Source organism: Geobacillus sp. LYN3, assembly GCF_003064505.1.
Classification (GTDB): Bacteria; Bacillota; Bacilli; order Bacillales; family Anoxybacillaceae; genus Parageobacillus_B; species Parageobacillus_B toebii.
On record NZ_QCWL01000001.1, the window covers coordinates 1,966,157 to 1,981,128 of the forward strand.

The 14,972-nt window shown below is 41.1% G+C and carries 21 protein-coding genes and 1 pseudogene; 2 read left to right on the forward strand and 20 right to left on the reverse strand.

Annotated elements, in window-relative coordinates; translation table 11 throughout:
- Positions 1-135 precede the first annotated feature (135 nt).
- The 5 genes and pseudogenes from DCC82_RS10190 to DCC82_RS10210 all read right to left on the reverse strand — a co-directional run bounded on the left by DCC82_RS10190 (position 136) and on the right by DCC82_RS10210 (position 2,999).
- Positions 136-537, reverse strand: a complete 402-nt coding sequence (locus tag DCC82_RS10190; RefSeq protein WP_015863965.1) for a MaoC family dehydratase — start codon at positions 535-537, stop codon at positions 136-138.
- Positions 534-983, reverse strand: coding sequence for a MaoC family dehydratase N-terminal domain-containing protein (locus tag DCC82_RS10195; RefSeq protein WP_015863966.1), 450 nt, complete (start codon positions 981-983; stop codon positions 534-536). Before DCC82_RS10195 ends, DCC82_RS10190 begins: the two co-directional genes overlap by 4 nt.
- A 22-nt stretch (positions 984-1,005) precedes the next feature.
- Entirely contained in the window at positions 1,006-1,770 is a 765-nt protein-coding gene (locus tag DCC82_RS10200; RefSeq protein WP_015863967.1) for a beta-ketoacyl-ACP reductase, read from the reverse strand.
- 38 nt (positions 1,771-1,808) lie between these two features.
- Positions 1,809-1,991 (reverse strand): annotated as a pseudogene (locus DCC82_RS10205) (acyl-CoA dehydrogenase family protein); the annotation flags it as partial.
- Between the two features lie 255 nt (positions 1,992-2,246).
- Complete coding sequence (locus DCC82_RS10210) at positions 2,247-2,999, reverse strand: NAD-dependent protein deacylase (protein WP_015863969.1); 753 nt, start codon at positions 2,997-2,999, stop codon at positions 2,247-2,249.
- A gap of 591 nt (positions 3,000-3,590) precedes the next feature.
- Between DCC82_RS10210 and DCC82_RS10215 the strand changes: the two genes are divergently transcribed.
- Positions 3,591-5,012, forward strand: coding sequence for an amino acid permease (locus DCC82_RS10215; protein WP_097354547.1), 1,422 nt, complete (start codon positions 3,591-3,593; stop codon positions 5,010-5,012).
- Positions 5,013-5,191: 179 nt separating this feature from the next.
- On the opposite strand, the gene DCC82_RS10220 is transcribed toward DCC82_RS10215, so the two are convergent.
- The 7 genes from DCC82_RS10220 to DCC82_RS10250 all read right to left on the reverse strand — a co-directional run bounded on the left by DCC82_RS10220 (position 5,192) and on the right by DCC82_RS10250 (position 9,612).
- Positions 5,192-5,860 carry an HAD family hydrolase gene (locus DCC82_RS10220; RefSeq protein ID WP_097354548.1) on the reverse strand — a complete coding sequence of 223 codons (669 nt, stop codon included), beginning with the start codon at positions 5,858-5,860 and terminating at the stop codon, positions 5,192-5,194.
- Between the two features lie 77 nt (positions 5,861-5,937).
- A complete protein-coding gene (locus tag DCC82_RS10225; RefSeq protein WP_015863972.1) occupies positions 5,938-6,399 on the reverse strand; it encodes a GNAT family N-acetyltransferase in 462 nt (153 codons plus the stop codon).
- Between the two features lie 54 nt (positions 6,400-6,453).
- Positions 6,454-6,852 carry a DUF350 domain-containing protein gene (locus tag DCC82_RS10230; RefSeq protein ID WP_015863973.1) on the reverse strand — a complete coding sequence of 133 codons (399 nt, stop codon included), beginning with the start codon at positions 6,850-6,852 and terminating at the stop codon, positions 6,454-6,456.
- 5 nt (positions 6,853-6,857) lie between these two features.
- A complete protein-coding gene (locus tag DCC82_RS10235; protein ID WP_015863974.1) occupies positions 6,858-8,135 on the reverse strand; it encodes a glutathionylspermidine synthase family protein in 1,278 nt (425 codons plus the stop codon).
- A 2-nt stretch (positions 8,136-8,137) separates the two neighbouring features.
- Positions 8,138-8,467, reverse strand: a complete 330-nt coding sequence (locus tag DCC82_RS10240) for a hypothetical protein (protein ID WP_015863975.1) — start codon at positions 8,465-8,467, stop codon at positions 8,138-8,140.
- Positions 8,464-8,925, reverse strand: coding sequence for a hypothetical protein (locus DCC82_RS10245; protein WP_041269907.1), 462 nt, complete (start codon positions 8,923-8,925; stop codon positions 8,464-8,466). Before DCC82_RS10245 ends, DCC82_RS10240 begins: the two co-directional genes overlap by 4 nt.
- 138 nt (positions 8,926-9,063) lie before the next feature.
- Positions 9,064-9,612: a GNAT family N-acetyltransferase gene (locus tag DCC82_RS10250; RefSeq protein ID WP_015863977.1), complete on the reverse strand. Its 549-nt coding sequence runs from the start codon at positions 9,610-9,612 to the stop codon at positions 9,064-9,066.
- 420 nt (positions 9,613-10,032) lie between these two features.
- Between DCC82_RS10250 and DCC82_RS10255 the strand changes: the two genes are divergently transcribed.
- The gene (locus DCC82_RS10255; RefSeq protein WP_015863978.1) at positions 10,033-10,728 is read left to right on the forward strand and encodes an LptM family lipoprotein; all 696 of its coding nucleotides are present in this window, start codon (positions 10,033-10,035) and stop codon (positions 10,726-10,728) included.
- Positions 10,729-11,260: 532 nt separating this feature from the next.
- Here DCC82_RS10255 and DCC82_RS10260 read toward each other — a convergent pair.
- The 8 genes from DCC82_RS10260 to DCC82_RS10285 all read right to left on the reverse strand — a co-directional run bounded on the left by DCC82_RS10260 (position 11,261) and on the right by DCC82_RS10285 (position 14,703).
- Positions 11,261-11,500, reverse strand: a complete 240-nt coding sequence (locus DCC82_RS10260; RefSeq protein ID WP_015863979.1) for a transporter suffix domain-containing protein — start codon at positions 11,498-11,500, stop codon at positions 11,261-11,263.
- A gap of 75 nt (positions 11,501-11,575) precedes the next feature.
- Entirely contained in the window at positions 11,576-12,019 is a 444-nt protein-coding gene (locus DCC82_RS18725; RefSeq protein ID WP_353620318.1) for a TIGR04104 family putative zinc finger protein, read from the reverse strand.
- Complete coding sequence (locus DCC82_RS10270) at positions 11,952-12,320, reverse strand: membrane protein (RefSeq protein WP_015863981.1); 369 nt, start codon at positions 12,318-12,320, stop codon at positions 11,952-11,954. The genes DCC82_RS18725 and DCC82_RS10270 overlap by 68 nt, the downstream gene beginning before the upstream one ends.
- A 26-nt stretch (positions 12,321-12,346) precedes the next feature.
- Positions 12,347-13,813 carry a T7SS effector LXG polymorphic toxin gene (locus DCC82_RS10275; RefSeq protein WP_353620319.1) on the reverse strand — a complete coding sequence of 489 codons (1,467 nt, stop codon included), beginning with the start codon at positions 13,811-13,813 and terminating at the stop codon, positions 12,347-12,349.
- Entirely contained in the window at positions 13,758-13,907 is a 150-nt protein-coding gene (locus tag DCC82_RS18180) for an LXG domain-containing protein (protein ID WP_233252978.1), read from the reverse strand. Before DCC82_RS18180 ends, DCC82_RS10275 begins: the two co-directional genes overlap by 56 nt.
- Complete coding sequence (locus DCC82_RS18730) at positions 13,908-14,015, reverse strand: hypothetical protein (protein ID WP_353620320.1); 108 nt, start codon at positions 14,013-14,015, stop codon at positions 13,908-13,910.
- Positions 14,016-14,032: 17 nt separating this feature from the next.
- Positions 14,033-14,209, reverse strand: coding sequence for a DUF5344 family protein (locus DCC82_RS18190; RefSeq protein ID WP_233252979.1), 177 nt, complete (start codon positions 14,207-14,209; stop codon positions 14,033-14,035).
- Positions 14,210-14,274: 65 nt separating this feature from the next.
- Complete coding sequence (locus DCC82_RS10285; RefSeq protein ID WP_233252980.1) at positions 14,275-14,703, reverse strand: DUF5082 domain-containing protein; 429 nt, start codon at positions 14,701-14,703, stop codon at positions 14,275-14,277.
- Positions 14,704-14,972 lie beyond the last annotated feature (269 nt).

A 14,972-nucleotide genomic window follows, 5' to 3' on the forward strand; every position in this document is an offset into this window, starting at 1 on the left:
ACCCTCCGCATGCCCCACGATGCTCAATGGGATGATCTGTGTGGAGTTTTCATAGAACTTTTGACGCTACCCGTTTTTATAAAAATCCCGGTAACAAAAGGGTTTTATTGTTACCGGGATGGATGTTGCAACCAATTAATAGATAGAAAACACGACTTCTCCCTTTACGACTTCTTTTCCGTCTTGATTGATAGCCGCCACATCAAAGCGCAAAGCGTGATCCTCTTTTTCTTTCACCATCGCTTTTAACGTGACGACATCATTTAAAAACACCATGGATTTAAAGCGAACGGAATAGTCTTGCACAAATCCTTCTTCATAATAAGGGGTAAACAGTTTGGCAAGATTGCCCATCGTCCACATTCCATGGGCGATAATGCCCGGCAGCCCCGCTTTTTTCGCCTCTTCGTCAATCGTATGAATCGGGTTGTAGTCGCCGGAAGCACCGGCATATTTAATGAGATCGAGGCGGGAAACAGGCGAAAGCTTAACCTCCGGCAACGACTCTCCTACTTTCAATTCACTGATTTTCGTCATACAACCATCGCCTTTCTTACTGCTTCTGTAATAATAATTGTCGATGTGGACGTGAAAATAACGTTTCCGGAAGGGTCTTCCCCGTAATTCGTGATGACTAAAAATCCAAGCTCACCCATGCTGCTTTTCTTTTCATAGTAATCTTCCACTTTTGAATAGCAATACAATTCCTCGCCAACATAAAGCGGTCTTTCATAATGAAACCGTTGCTCGCCGTGAATAAGCCCTTTGCTTGGAAGCTTCAACTCTTCAATCACGCCATAGTCAAACACTCTTGGAAATGTCGGTGGAGCGATATTTGTTTTATATCGCGATTTTTTTCCCATTTCCTCGTCCCAGTAAATCGGATGCGGATCGCCGATCGCTTCGGCAAACTTTTTCACCGCTCCCCGCTCGACGACGTTTTTTACTTTATTGGAGCATTTTCCGATATGTTCGGCAAACATGCATCGCTTCCTCCTTATTCCGTTAACATTTTGGACCTCCGGCTACATATAGCACTTGGCCGTTAATAAAGGAAGATTTCTCATCGGCGAAGAACGCCACTGCCTGCGCCACGTCTTCCGGCTTGCCGCTTCGTCCGACCGGAATGGCTGCAACGCTAGCTTGAATTAATTGTTCAAACGAAATGCCTAATCTTTCCGCTGTTGCTTTTGTCATATCCGTTTCAATAAATCCAGGAGCGACAGCGTTTGTTGTAATGCCGAATTTGCCCAATTCAATCGCCAATGTTTTTGTAAACCCTTGAATTCCAGCTTTCGCCGCCGCATAGTTCGCCTGTCCGCGGTTGCCAAGCGCGGAAGTGGAAGAAACATTAATAATGCGGCCGTACTGTTTTTCAACCATGTATTTTTGGACGGCGCGCGCGCAGTAAAACGCCCCTTTAAGGTGGACATCCATGACCGTGTCCCAGTCCTCATCCGTCATTTTAAACAACAAGTTATCGCGAATGACTCCGGCATTATTAACGAGAATATCAATCGAGCCAAATTGGCCAACGATTTCTTTTACCGTCGCCTCGACTTGTTCGCAATCGGTGACGCTTGCGACTTTTGCATATACTTCATAGCCTTTTTCGCGCAATTCGCTTGCGGTGGCCTGCAATGCTTCTTCATTTAAGTCAATGAACGCCACTTTCGCTCCTTCCTCGGCAAAACGCGTAACGATCGCCTTGCCGATTCCGCGGCTTCCTCCTGTAACGAATGCGACTCTTCCTGTAAATCTTTGACTCATGATTGCTTCCCCCTTTTATTCGATAACGCTTTCAACTTTTATAGAAATTGCCCCAATTTGACATGCCCTTTAAGCAGGTTTCTTGCAATAATCATGCGCTGAATTTCATCGGTGCCATCATAAATGCGCCAAAGTCTAGCCTCGCGGTACCAGAGCTCGATCGGCATTTCTTTCGTATAGCCCATGCCGCCGTGAATTTGCAGGACGCGGTCGACAATTCTTTTTCGACAAATTTGCGAATGGCCTTTTGCACCATCCGTTGTTCATCACTAAGGTGCAAATGCATCTTGTCCCCTCCATTTTTATCTGAATTTCTATATTCATGCATATACGTATTGCCGGAAATTATACCAACCAGTTGGTATGTTAATGTTATTATATTCTAAAATTTTTAAAAAATACAATATATTTTGGATTTAAAAAATAATTTCTTACCAAGAAGGTGATAAAATAAGCAGATGCAGTTGAACCAATGTTCAACGAGCATCCGCGATATATTGCTGCACTTTGGCAACTGTCTCTCCGATTCCTACATGAATAACAATGTCAAATAAATAATCCATTCTCGTCGGTGTTTTGTTAATGATAACTTTATGAGCACGAGGAGATTCTGTGGATACATAAAACGGGATTTGGTTGACAGGTGTTACTTCAAGGCTTGTTCCCATCGCAATCAACAAATCACTATCATATGCAGCTTCGAGCGCCTCTTCGAACCGATGAACCATTCCTCCAAACAAAACAACATCCGGTTTTAAAATTTCATTGCATGTTTCCTGCTCACACCGCGGTACATCATGGCTATTAACGAACGCTAAATCATACTTTGTTTGGCATTTCGGGCATGTTGCTGTTTGCAGCGTGCCGTGTAATTCAATGACGCGCGAACTGCCTGCTTTTTTGTGCAGTCCGTCAATATTTTGCGTCAAAATCGTCACCTTTTTCCCCATGTCTTCTAAATGTTTCAAAAAGAGATGGCCTTGATTTGGCGCAAAATTTCCCATTAACTTTAATGAAAAAATGCGTTTAAATTTATGCCAGAAATCGACAGGATGTGTTTCAAAATAATATTCAGAAATATAATGTTCGACGTTTCCCTCTTGAGCATAAATACCGTTTTCGCTTCGAAAATCTGGAATTCCCGATTCGGTGCTCATTCCCGCTCCGGTTAAAACAGTAATCTTGTCAGCACTATTGATCATTTGTGCGAACTCTTTGATAGCGTCCATGCTCTCTCTCCTTTCCTGAATCAAACTCTCCCACCACCATTTTATTTAGAGATGGGAGTTTCTTACCATCTCCATCGAAGAAGATTCTGCATAGAAAAGGCTGCCGCCTTCTACTTGATGCTGCATCGGAAGTCTTCTAAACATATTTTCTTTCGTTTTTATGAATCAAAAATTCCTGATTCATCTCCTGTCCCCTTCGTTTAGAGGTTAAAACGCAATGCCTTACAATAAGTATTGTACTCCCGATTTTTCTTTCCACAAGCAATATACTATTTTCTTCTGTCGGTGCCTCAATAAAAAAGCCCCCAAAAAGCGGGGACTTTTCTGAGTTCATTTTATGCTTTTTTTCATGAAAACAATAATAGAAACGATAAGAGAAATATTAGAGTCATGAAAAAAGCGAAAAATCTAATAAATCTCATTGGATAAATCGTCCTAAAAAAGTAGGCATTATTCGCAATTTATCAACTTTTTTACTTTACCATATTATCACTTTACCAAATTAAAATAATAGTATATGATGAATAAGTAAACAAAATTAGGATGAATCATAGATTCACATCAGACCTTGCATATAAGGGGGATTATACGATGTCAACAAAAAAATGGGGACTATGGATTTTAACCGCCTTTGTCGTTGGAAATATGATTGGCGGTGGCATATTTATGATTCCGGCAAGTCTAGCGCAAGTCGCAAGCCCGATGGGATCCGCTCTTGCCTGGATGGCAACCGGATTGGGAGTTTTAACGATTGCACTCGTGTTCGGTAGCTTAGTGACAAGAAAGCCAGAACTGAAAGCAGGACCACAAAGCTACGCGCAAGCAATGTTTTCCTCTCCGAAAGCGGGAACGGTAGCAGGCTACAGCATGGCGTGGGGATATTGGGCCGCGAACTGGGCGGCAACCGCGTCTGTCATTATTTCGTTTGCCGGCTATTTAAGCACGTTTTTCCCGATTATGCAAAGCAAACACGTCTTACTTACGATCGGAACGTTTCAATTAGAGACAGGAAAAGCGCTCACTTTTGCGGTTTGCACGATCGTGTTATGGGGAATTCAATGGATTCTTACCCGCGATTTTCAACGCGCAGGAAGCATTAATATTTTGACGACGGGAGCGAAAGTCATCGGATTTCTTCTTTATATTATCGCGACCGTTTGGGTGTTTAACGCCGCTAATTTTGGTGGCGGGTTTGCATTCACGAATGAAAAAGGGCAAGCGGTGTCCGTTCCAGGCCAAATAAACGGAGCGGCGATTACGATGCTATGGGCATTTATCGGCATCGAATCGGCCGTTATGCTTTCCAACCGCGCGAAGTCGCAAAAAGATGTGAAAAAAGCGACATTGCTTGGATTACTTATTTCTGTGCTTATTTATATGGGAATCACACTGTTAACGATGGGGGCTCTTTCACAAGAACAGCTCCAGCAATCGCAAAAACCGCTCGTAGATGCGCTATACGCTGTCATCGGCAGCAACGGCGCCTACATCATGGCAATTTTGGCGCTCATTTCGTTGTTCGGCTCAACGATCGGCTGGATTGTCGTCAGCTCAGAAGTGCCTTATCAAGCGGCAAAAGAAGGATTGTTCCCTACTTTCTTTGCGAAAACGAACCGAAACAGCAGCCCTGTTCGTTCTTTGTTCATTACGAATTTCATGACGCAAATTTTTCTATTTTCGACCGTATCGGGAACGGTGAACGAAGCGTACAATTTCGCGATTGTCGTCGCGACGCTCGCCTATTTAGTTCCGTATCTCGTTTCCGCTTTATATCAGCTGAAATTAATTATAACGGGAGAAACATATGAAAACGCGAAACACATTCGCATCCGAGACGGCATCATTACAACAGCGGCACTAGTGTACTCGATTTGGGTCATTAAAACCGGAACGGCTGACTGGTACACGTTTTTCTTAGGAATCGGCTTATTTGTCGCCGGGTTGGTATTATATCCATTCATCATGAAACCAAAATCGCTCGATCACAAATCGGTGGAATTAAAAGGCGCGTAAAGGGACCAACGAAAATCGCTGGTCCTTTTCGCTTCTATTTTCTTTCCGCCTGCACTTATCGTTGGATTATCCTTACTTTTCCGCTTCTTCAATATAATTCCAAAGAATCGGCTATACAAATTTCTCGAACAATAACGTTACTTTCTCCCAAACAAATTGTATTCGTTTCTTCTCTCCCTTTATTGTTGCTGAAGCGTTTCGATGATTCCTAGAATTTCTCTTAAATCTTCTATGACAAAATCTGCTTCCACAGACTCGTATGCCACATCCTTTTTCCAAATGGTTTTCATCCCTATATTCCGTGCCGCTTGAATGTCGTTGATTGGATGGTCGCCAACAAATACGCTTTCATTTGGCAGGACATTCAAATGATCCATCGCTTTTTGAAATAGTCGGGGATCTGGTTTACTAATTCCTTCCCATTCCGAGATAAGAATCGTATCAAAATAGCCTTCAATGCCTAACACCTTTATCGAATGCATTTGAAATTGTCCTTTTCCATTTGTGATGATTCCTAATTTCAATGACTTTCTTTTTAACTCTTCTAACATCCATACAAGGTGAGGAAACGGGGCACAGCTTTTGTGAAAATGATTCATATAATCTTCTAGTAAATCTTCCCACGTGATGCCAATAATCTCGAATTCTTTGACCATTTGTTGATATACAGCATCTTTCCAAACATACCCTCGATTATCTAATTCAATGAATCTAGCGATATACGATTCTTTCGGAATATGGCTTAACCATAACTGCAAGCGCTCATACTGGTATTCGATAAACTTTTGTATGGAAACGTCGCGATTTAGCAATGTGCCATCCAAATCAAAGATGACTGCCTTCATCATTATTGTTTTCCTTTCCAAATTATTTCGAATTGGAAGTGATGATTATAAACCGTTTCTCCAAAACGATGATTGGAAATCTATAGCCTTTTATAAACGATTTCTCTATAGGTAGAAAATCCTTGCTTCCGATAAAAATCTTTTGCTGCTTCGTTTTCCGCCCAATAATCTAATTCGACTAAATCGATTTTGTGATGGCTGGCAATACGATAAATTTCTTCCATTAACTTTGAACCATATCCTTTTTTTCTTTCGGTTTCTACGATACTGATTTGATGAACGTATATAGATTTATACGCCTTTCGAAAAGGAGTTTCTTGGTATTTTCTTATCTCTATCCAAGCATAGCCAATGGCTTCTTCATTATCCTCCAAAAGAAGAAAAATAAAGTTGTCTTTATTTATAATGCTTTGAAAAAATGCTTTCACCGCTTCATAAGCGTACTCTTTGAAATACTGCGGATACCGTTGAACATGCAAATCATGGACAGATCGATTTAATTTTGCAATTATGTCTGCATTAGTGGTTTGGATGATTTTCATCCCGTTCCCTCCTCATTTAGAAAAAGAACCCGAAACAAGCGTAACGGGCTCACTTTAATACGACATACTTCCCGCGACAATCAAGCCGACAATAATGGAAATGGCAAATAAACTGAAGCCGACCGCGAGATTGCCTTCCTCGACTTTTTTTGCTAAGTTGGTCTTTGGCGTGAAAATGTACTCGAGCGCAAAATACACGAGTATTTGCGTGATAATCCCGATCACGCCCCACACAATGGCATCAAGCAAACTGACGCTGTTGCTCCAGGCGGCGTAAATGACAATCGCCAATCCTAGCGCTTTTCCCCACAATTTCAGCGCTACCGCCATATTGCCTTGGCGAATGAGTTCCCGCTCGGAAAATTTCGTCGTTAAGCTGAATAGGCCAATCCCAACTCCCATCAGCACAAGCCCTAAAACGGTATAAATCAGAAAATTCACCACATACGTCATTTTCTTCACCCTTTCATCATGACAGGTAAATAATAGGACAAGTTGTTTGTAATCATTCCTCCTGCACGCAGACCGATTCCAACCGCTTTTCCGTTTATTAAAAAACACGTGTGTAATCGTTTCACCGTTTCATATCCGTTTACCGTTTTGACAACGGTTTCGGGCAATGGAGCATATTGCTGATAAACAGGTGTTTCGTCCTTATATGTTTGCTGGCTGTCGACAGCGATTGGTTCACCGTTTCCGTTTTTGATGACTACCGTGTCTCCTTCGCGCCCGAACGCAGGTTTTTGCACATACATCATTTGCTGGTTAAGAAAATATTCTTCGTCCAAATATGTAGGAAGAAAATGTTCGTAGATCCATTGACGCTCCTCTTCCGTGAAAAACGGACTCCCTTCCTCATAAAGTCCCCATATGAGCGCCTGCACCGCTTTCGACTGAAGCAAAAACGCCGACGGCGGATTGATGAGGGCAACTTCCCGCTCCTTCCACAGTTCCAGCAGCTGTACTCCTACTTTCGTTCCATCCGCTGAGCGGTCTTCGACTAAATGCTCAAGCGGATATGTTTGACGATATAGCACATCGATCCGTCTTCCTTCCGCATCGTACAATCCGCGCCGCAGCACACCGCCGCCACTTAGTGGAACATCCTCGGCAACAACGTGGAGCTCATGAAGCGGCACATAGGCAGCCTCCATTCCGCTTATTCGCTGCAAATACCGAACCGTCTCGCGGTCTTCCATATGATCTTCATGGGAAGTAAACACAACATATGGCTCTCCATCGCAATGCAATAAACGGTATGACTGCCAAACGGCATGCCGGACCGCTTTGGTTACGTTTTTTGCCGCTCCTTCATTCGGTGAAGCCATGCGAAAGAAGGAAGCCACTTGCTCATTAATATCAAACGTTTCACGGATAAATGTTGGTGTATCCGCGTTCAATTCGATCAACTTAAACGTTCCGTCGACATATACGAGATCGGCACGTGCGATCACCGTTTCCGCCGGAAGTGTGGAAGCGCGCAAAAACGGAAGCGTATCTGGATGAAACCCTAACAGCCGTAGAGTTTCATCAGGCAATTGGCGCAACAGTTTGGCCGTTTTTCGATACAGATGGCCGATGCGGTCCGTTGTCGTTCGTATTTGCTCGACTTCCCGAGCTGTTAACGTATAGTAATCGAACAAAGCATATTCCGCGCCGTATAAGTCGGCCCAAAAATTGGGGATTGCCCCGTAAAATTGGGCGCGGCGCTGGCGGTGTTCTTCAATCGAATACATTGTTACCCTCCAAAAAAGCTGCCTTTTGTCCCTGAACCGATTCCGGATTTCGCCCTTGCCTTAAATTCCGCGCTCTGTTGATAACTTTTATATGCCGCAGAACGTTGCAGCTTGCGTTTCGACGGATAATAATGGCCTCCATAGTAATAATGGCGATAATGAGAGCTGTCATCATCGTCACAAACATACGTCCCCGTTGATGCATCCCACTCCCAATCGTCACAATCCTGATCATTAGGTTTCGGCGGCAAGCTCTCATCGCTGCAGGCAGTAAGTGAAGCGGCCATCAATGTCGTCAGCACGCCAACCATCATTTTTTTCGTCTTGTTCATCGGTCATTCTCTCCTTCTTCTATGACCAATCCTGTTGCAGTGACATAAAGAACATACACTTTACGGTCCTCGTCGATTTCCGCGCTGTCACGAAGCCATTCTTTCCCGTGAAAATACGTAAACGAATTGCCGATGTACGCCATCACATCAAGATGGGAAGGAAGCTCCAGCGTTGCAATCACGGGATGCCCATTCTCCGAATCGAGTTCGCGAACTTCCAGCAGTAAATCGTTGCTGTCGACTTCCGCTTCTTTCGGTCCCCGCTCATACTCCTCGATGTAAATGACAAACGTATCGTGTTCGAGCGCGGAAGAAACTTGCCGATACGTCACTCCATCTTTCACAAAGAACTCGCATTCGCGCCGGGCAATGATTTGCGGCAAATCTATCGATTCATAAAAATAAAGCAAGCGGTAGTTTTCCTCGCCAAGCCAGAGACGATACTCTAATCGATTCACCATATTCCCTGCCTTTCCAGATCTGATGCAACTACTAGTACGGATATAACAGGAATTTGGTTCCATTCTTCAATTAACGGTTCTTTTCAATAATTAGAAAAAATCTAAGAGATAAATAGGAAAATTGGGTAATTCTGGTCATTCTGAATCATTTGGATTCACGATAGCGAAGTGTAAATGATCTTCCCACCTTCCGTTAATCTTCACATTCTTCTTGGAAAGCCCCTCCTTATGGAATCCTGCTTTCTCCAAAACTCGAATCGATCCGATGTTATGTGGCATGACCCCTGCTTCAATTCTGTGCAACTTGAGAACTTCGAAGGCATAATCAACGACTAGGCGCACAGCTTCAGTAGTATAGCCATGTCCGTTGTGCGATTGATCTACATAATAGCCTAGCCAACATGCCTGTAAAGGACCACGGACCACTTCAGTCAACTCAATGATGCCAATCAGTTCATCAGTACCGATGAGGAAAATGCCGAACGTGTATTGCTCGTCTCTTTCCATCTTCGCCAAGCTGGTTCGAATTCGATTTAACTGATATTCCTCCGTATAGAACTCCTTGGTCCTATCTGGCGTATACCGTTGCCAAAATTTTCGGTTTCTACGGTGCATCTCTGTCAACGGACCCACATCTGTATTCTTTAAAAATCGCAAATAGATTTTGTTTCCCACCAATTTCATCTTTCCTCATCCCTTCTTCACATATAAACACCACAGGAATCCTGTGATGGATGGGGTATCTCGTTTCATGGAAATCGGCATTAGAAATGACACTTGAATTGGTATGTAATTGACACTCCCATAAATTCTTTTCATTTTCTCATCTTCTAGATAGTTCAAACTTTCCCCTGCAAAAGTGAATAACTTTATTTGAAAAACCTTATAAAGACAAATAACATGCCGAATCGATTGCCAATTCGCACGCCATTTTGTGTGTCAAATGCCTGTTTTGCATCCCAAAACGGAATCAGTTACAAAGCGAGTAGGCTTTTTTATTTTTTGTAATCTGCTTTTGAAATATGGATTATTACTATAATTTAGGATATTATAAAAATATTGGTACAATTAACATTTTCATATACTTGAACAGGGGGAATCGTAATGAAAAAATTGCTATCACTTTTTGTTTTAATTTTATCCATAGGGTTGTTAAGTGGCTGTGTAAAAGGCGTATTTCATGTAAAAGTTAATAAGGATGGAAGTGCAGACTTAAATTATGATCTAGGATTTGAGAGTACTTTATTGGGGTTTGCTAGTTCAGATGGTCAAAATCCGATAGAGGAAATACGTAAACAAGCTGAAGAACAAGGATTTACAGTTGCTAACTACAAAGAGAACGGATATACAGGAATAAGAGCGAAGAAGCATGTTGATAAGTTAAATGATGTTCCTATTTTCTATACTATGGTGAACAGTAAAGACGAAAAACCTGTAAAAATTGAAAAAGACTTTTTTAGTACGCGATATGTATTGGATACACAACTCGATCTAAGTGATATGGCAATGGATTCAACTGAAGAAATGTCAAATATTAATAATGCTGTACTAAATCAAATGGATTTAAAATTCTTACTCGACCTTCCAGTGAAAGCAAAAAATCACAATGCCTCAGATGTAAAAAATGATGGCCAAACACTTGAATGGCAATTAATTCCTGGAGACAAAAACAAAATATATATGGAGGCTGTTGTACCAAATATAACGAATATTATCTTGTCAATTGTAGGTGGGTTGATCATTCTTGCTGGCATTTTATTTTTGGCACTTAAGAAAAAACATGATAGTGTTACTAAATAATTATAAGCCCCTCTCGAATGAGAAGGGCTTTGATATTTAACTATATACTCAGAAATTTCCCAACTGTAAATCACAATTAAGTAAATTAGTTAGATTGATGATTGAGATGTCAATTTTTTCGGACATAACAATATTAATCTCCAGTTCTCACTTTCCCCAGAAAGAAAAATTTGTTTATTATTACATCCGACCAAAATTGAAACCAAAAGAATTACAAATAAGAAAGTTTTTTTCATTGTAACTTTCCGTAAATCGATACTCTTATTTATTCTTCTTGTTTCGCTTTTATTCCTTTTTCAACTAAACTTGACCCGTTAGTGCCGTTAGTACAACAAAAAGGGGGCACTTCTTATTGCAATAAAGGTTCATTTCATAGCCTGATTTTTTCATGTTATCCCCAGTAAGTTTACATAATAATATTATTGAATACAACAACATCACTCGTGCAATAGACCAAATATAATCAAAATATCCGAAGAAAAGTTAATATTATTACAACTTTTCATAGACCACTACCTTCATAGCATTTAATCTATTCTTTTACTTTTCTCTTGAACAACCGCTTCTTATATTTTTGAATTGTTTCTTTGCCGACTAGCAGCGCTCCCAGCCAGAATAACGCTTCCGCCGTTACCAATGCCGCTCCGCCAATTGCCACTTTTATTGTGGTAGAAACGGGAAAAAACGGGATCACAAAAGGAACGAGAAATACAATCGTGGATAGAACAATGAGTATCCAACCGGTTCGCTTCGTTGCGATGTTCCGCCTCATAAATGGAATCCTCCTAAAAAATCAACGTACCATCATTATACATTACGCAAGGATAAGTTATTCATTCTATCATTATCACCAAAACGGCTCTTCTTGATCAACAAATGTGTAGAAAAATGGCAATAGCGCCAAGATGCTTGCTAAAAGCACAAAATATATAATAAAGGTCCATAGAAAGGATACTCCGAAAGATGGCAAAAGCAATAATACTAGCAACGAAAGGAAGTTTGCGAATGACGCTTTTTGCCTTGATTCTGCGGTCGGATACAACTTTGTTTTACAATGTGGACAAATAAACCTTTTCCATCCAAACAATACCTTTATGACGCTTCTCCAGCGAAATGAATAATGACATTTGCAGCAAACTGGCAGCTTCATAGAACACTTTCCTTTCGTTAACCTTATTTTAAATTTTGTTCCGTCGATTATATGTGCCCCAACAACAGCAATTTTAATAATAGTGCAGAGCCATCCATATAATTCCATATACCGCTGCCCCCACAACCGTAAAAACCGCATACAACAATTTCCGAATCAAAAATGGATAAGGGGATACTCTCTTATACAGATAAACAGGAAACCAAAAACACAAGTTAAGTATTAGAATGATTATTTTCTCCCACATCGCTTCCGGATGTTGTGCATAGGCTAAGTCATAGGAATATACCACCAAATTAGCACCTAAAAAGACAGCGGCAGCAGTGCTAAACTGTAATATAAAAATCGCCCCTAATGTATAATCAAGCAGAGTAATCCATGTATGTGGTTCCGATAATAGAAACCATAGGTCTGACAATAGAAACCTGAAATCTGATGTCATCAATATATGCCTCCTTAAAACTATCGCTAGCTAAACCACTTTTTTATTGATGCTGGTATTTCTGCCTTTTTTATTACATCCACCGCCTTGTCATCAACCTTTTTAATCGCATCCGCCGCCTCGTCAACTACTTTTCCCCCAGCGTCCTTTATTTTATCGCCAAACAGAGAACTAACGGTTCCGCCTACAAACGCTCCAACCGCCCCTCCTATAATCATCCCCGGCGGCCCTCCTATACTGCCAATCAGGATTCCCACTCTTGTGCCTACGTTTATAGCAAACATATCCAGTAATGCTCCAGTAAAAACACGGCCAACTCTTTCTGCTGGGCTTTTATTTTGATTTTCCGGACTTACATATTCAGTTAAATTAGCCACAGCAGTAATGGCAATCCCAACTCCAGGTATATACCCAGCTGTTTTGTGCATTCCCTTCGTTTTTGTTGCAGCTTCAGTTGTTTCTTTAACCCCTGCCGATACCCGGTCTATCAATGCATTTCTGAACTCTTCCCCGGTCAATAAGCCTTCAATATTTTTAGGGTATCCTGCCATATGTTTAATAAAGTCTGATGGACTCCGATAACCAGAAAAAATTTTTTTCAGTACTTTTTCATACCAACTATTCGGTTCTTTTCTCGTCAGTTTAATAATAAATTTGGCTAGGGGCGATTCGTGTTTTGTTTCGCTTGTCCATGAAGGGTGAGCTTTCACCGCGAATCGATAGTCGCCTTTTATTTTTTGCCATAAGGTCGGTGCTTGACGAATATATTTTATTTGCAAACCTTTCGCTACTTGCATGGAAGCGAGAAACGCCACAAGCCTTGTGCCAATAATGATATTATCTCCTGTACTTAATTTTTCGTTTATTGTGGCGAAAAAATCAGTGAAAGGATATACCCTTTCCTTCATTTCATCATTTCGCAATTTAACCGTCAGCGTTCTATAATCTGGATGACTGTTTAGCTTATCCATGTTAAACGATAAAATCGAAAAATCTCCTTGGCAAAACATCGACTCGATAAGCGCAGTATAATTTTTCATGATTTGAAGATCAGCTTCCAGGCCGCTTAATTCTTTCATCTGTTCGGAATCAAACTTCCGCAAATCCTCCACCGTTTCTGCCACATAATCTTCCGCTTTTTTTAATCCGTGCATAAAACGCTGATCGTCTAATCTTGTCAAGCAAACGATATCGTTTACTTCATTCATATAACCATTGGCTTCATCGATTAAGTCTATGACGGTATTTTTCATTCGCCGTAATGCTGAAGTAATCTCATATTCCAAAAAACTTTCGCGAATAAATCCGTTATTTGCCGGCTCTAAATCATTCAGTGATTTTCCTAAGTTAACGAGAAATCTTTGATAGTTATCGATGAAATTTTCGAGAAACCGTAAAAACGGAACGTGGCACTCGTTATAAAAAAAGCGAATAGCTTTAAGCTCCTTCGCCAGCATAAAAAGATTCAGAATGCGTAAATGATTGCATATCATCTTTAATGTTATTTATTTGTTCCTTTTGCACTTTTAATATAGCTTTTAATTCCTTGACGCCATTTTCTAAATCAGAAACATCTAAGACTCTCACTTATCTCTCTCCCCCTTGGCTCTTTCCGATAATTGAGGAACTTATCGCTTGGTCTGTTTCCTTCATGGCATCAAGAGAATGAAAGGTGGACTGTATATTAGAAAGCAGAAGCGTTTTATATTTTTCTAAAAGATGACGTAATTCGCCATTAAATTAAGTTCATCCAATTTCCTAACAACACCCAGCTCATTTCCTCCGGCTACAGAAGAAGGATAGGAAATACTTAACGCTTCCGTGGAGTTTTGCAGTTGACGAAGCTTTTTTTCTACCTGTGCAAATTGTATATGGATTTCACCGCTCAATTACAACTCTCCCCCTCTTTTTCAATCCGTTTCATCACTCTAAACAAACATAGAAGCATGAATAATTATTGCTCCGCTTGTTGTGCTTCTAGTTGCGCAATCATTTGTCTAATCAAATAAATTTCTTCTTTGATGTCATTTGCTTTAGATGAAAGCTGATCGAAAACTACGGAAAATTGTTGTTCAATAATATCTTGATAGGATTCCAACATATCTTCATTCCTTATTTGCTGAAATTTTTCCGCCTTCTTTCCATCCCACGTGTTAGACGATAGTTCAGGTTCCATTACAAAACGCTGATAAGCCTGAAACTCCGCCTGTGAATTCAACAACTTTGCTTCACAACGGTAAACACGCTGTAATTCTTCTTCCTTCTTGCGCAATAAAGAGTAATAGTAAGCAAGGGTCATGCAATTGCCCTGGTTACTAAAATCTATAAAAATCGATTCATCGCGATGGAACCAGGAAACACCGCTTGCCGCTCGGATTCTCACCGAGTTCCATCAGGAAGGGAATTTCCCTTGTCATTCACCTGCTGTGAAAGACACCCCGTGGTTCGCTGTTAGCGACGGCACCTGTCGTGCACCATTCCTTCCATCGGTCAGTACACGACAATGATTTTAGCAACCAGGTTTACACCTCCCTGAGTTGAATTTGGTACTGGTTCAACCAGCAGAATTTGTGCAAGATGTTCCATAACGACCATTCATGCTCTTGTTTGAAATTCTCGATTTTGCGTAACATCATCGCGATATATTGGCGT

Excerpts from the sequence above, each read along its gene's own strand:
- DCC82_RS10190 (WP_015863965.1), bottom strand. The coding sequence starts at position 537 with ATGACGAAAATCAGTGAATTGAAAGTAGGAGAGTCGTTGCCGGAGGTT.
- DCC82_RS10195 (WP_015863966.1), bottom strand. The coding sequence starts at position 983 with ATGTTTGCCGAACATATCGGAAAATGCTCCAATAAAGTAAAAAACGTC.
- DCC82_RS10200 (WP_015863967.1), bottom strand. The coding sequence starts at position 1,770 with ATGAGTCAAAGATTTACAGGAAGAGTCGCATTCGTTACAGGAGGAAGC.
- DCC82_RS10210 (WP_015863969.1), bottom strand. The coding sequence starts at position 2,999 with ATGGACGCTATCAAAGAGTTCGCACAAATGATCAATAGTGCTGACAAG.
- DCC82_RS10215 (WP_097354547.1), top strand. The coding sequence starts at position 3,591 with ATGTCAACAAAAAAATGGGGACTATGGATTTTAACCGCCTTTGTCGTT.
- DCC82_RS10220 (WP_097354548.1), bottom strand. The coding sequence starts at position 5,860 with ATGATGAAGGCAGTCATCTTTGATTTGGATGGCACATTGCTAAATCGC.
- DCC82_RS10225 (WP_015863972.1), bottom strand. The coding sequence starts at position 6,399 with ATGAAAATCATCCAAACCACTAATGCAGACATAATTGCAAAATTAAAT.
- DCC82_RS10230 (WP_015863973.1), bottom strand. The coding sequence starts at position 6,852 with ATGACGTATGTGGTGAATTTTCTGATTTATACCGTTTTAGGGCTTGTG.
- DCC82_RS10235 (WP_015863974.1), bottom strand. The coding sequence starts at position 8,135 with ATGTATTCGATTGAAGAACACCGCCAGCGCCGCGCCCAATTTTACGGG.
- DCC82_RS10240 (WP_015863975.1), bottom strand. The coding sequence starts at position 8,467 with ATGAACAAGACGAAAAAAATGATGGTTGGCGTGCTGACGACATTGATG.
- DCC82_RS10250 (WP_015863977.1), bottom strand. The coding sequence starts at position 9,612 with ATGAAATTGGTGGGAAACAAAATCTATTTGCGATTTTTAAAGAATACA.
- DCC82_RS10255 (WP_015863978.1), top strand. The coding sequence starts at position 10,033 with ATGAAAAAATTGCTATCACTTTTTGTTTTAATTTTATCCATAGGGTTG.
- DCC82_RS10260 (WP_015863979.1), bottom strand. The coding sequence starts at position 11,500 with ATGAGGCGGAACATCGCAACGAAGCGAACCGGTTGGATACTCATTGTT.
- DCC82_RS18725 (WP_353620318.1), bottom strand. The coding sequence starts at position 12,019 with ATGCGGTTTTTACGGTTGTGGGGGCAGCGGTATATGGAATTATATGGA.
- DCC82_RS10270 (WP_015863981.1), bottom strand. The coding sequence starts at position 12,320 with ATGACATCAGATTTCAGGTTTCTATTGTCAGACCTATGGTTTCTATTA.
- DCC82_RS10275 (WP_353620319.1), bottom strand. The coding sequence starts at position 13,813 with ATGATATGCAATCATTTACGCATTCTGAATCTTTTTATGCTGGCGAAG.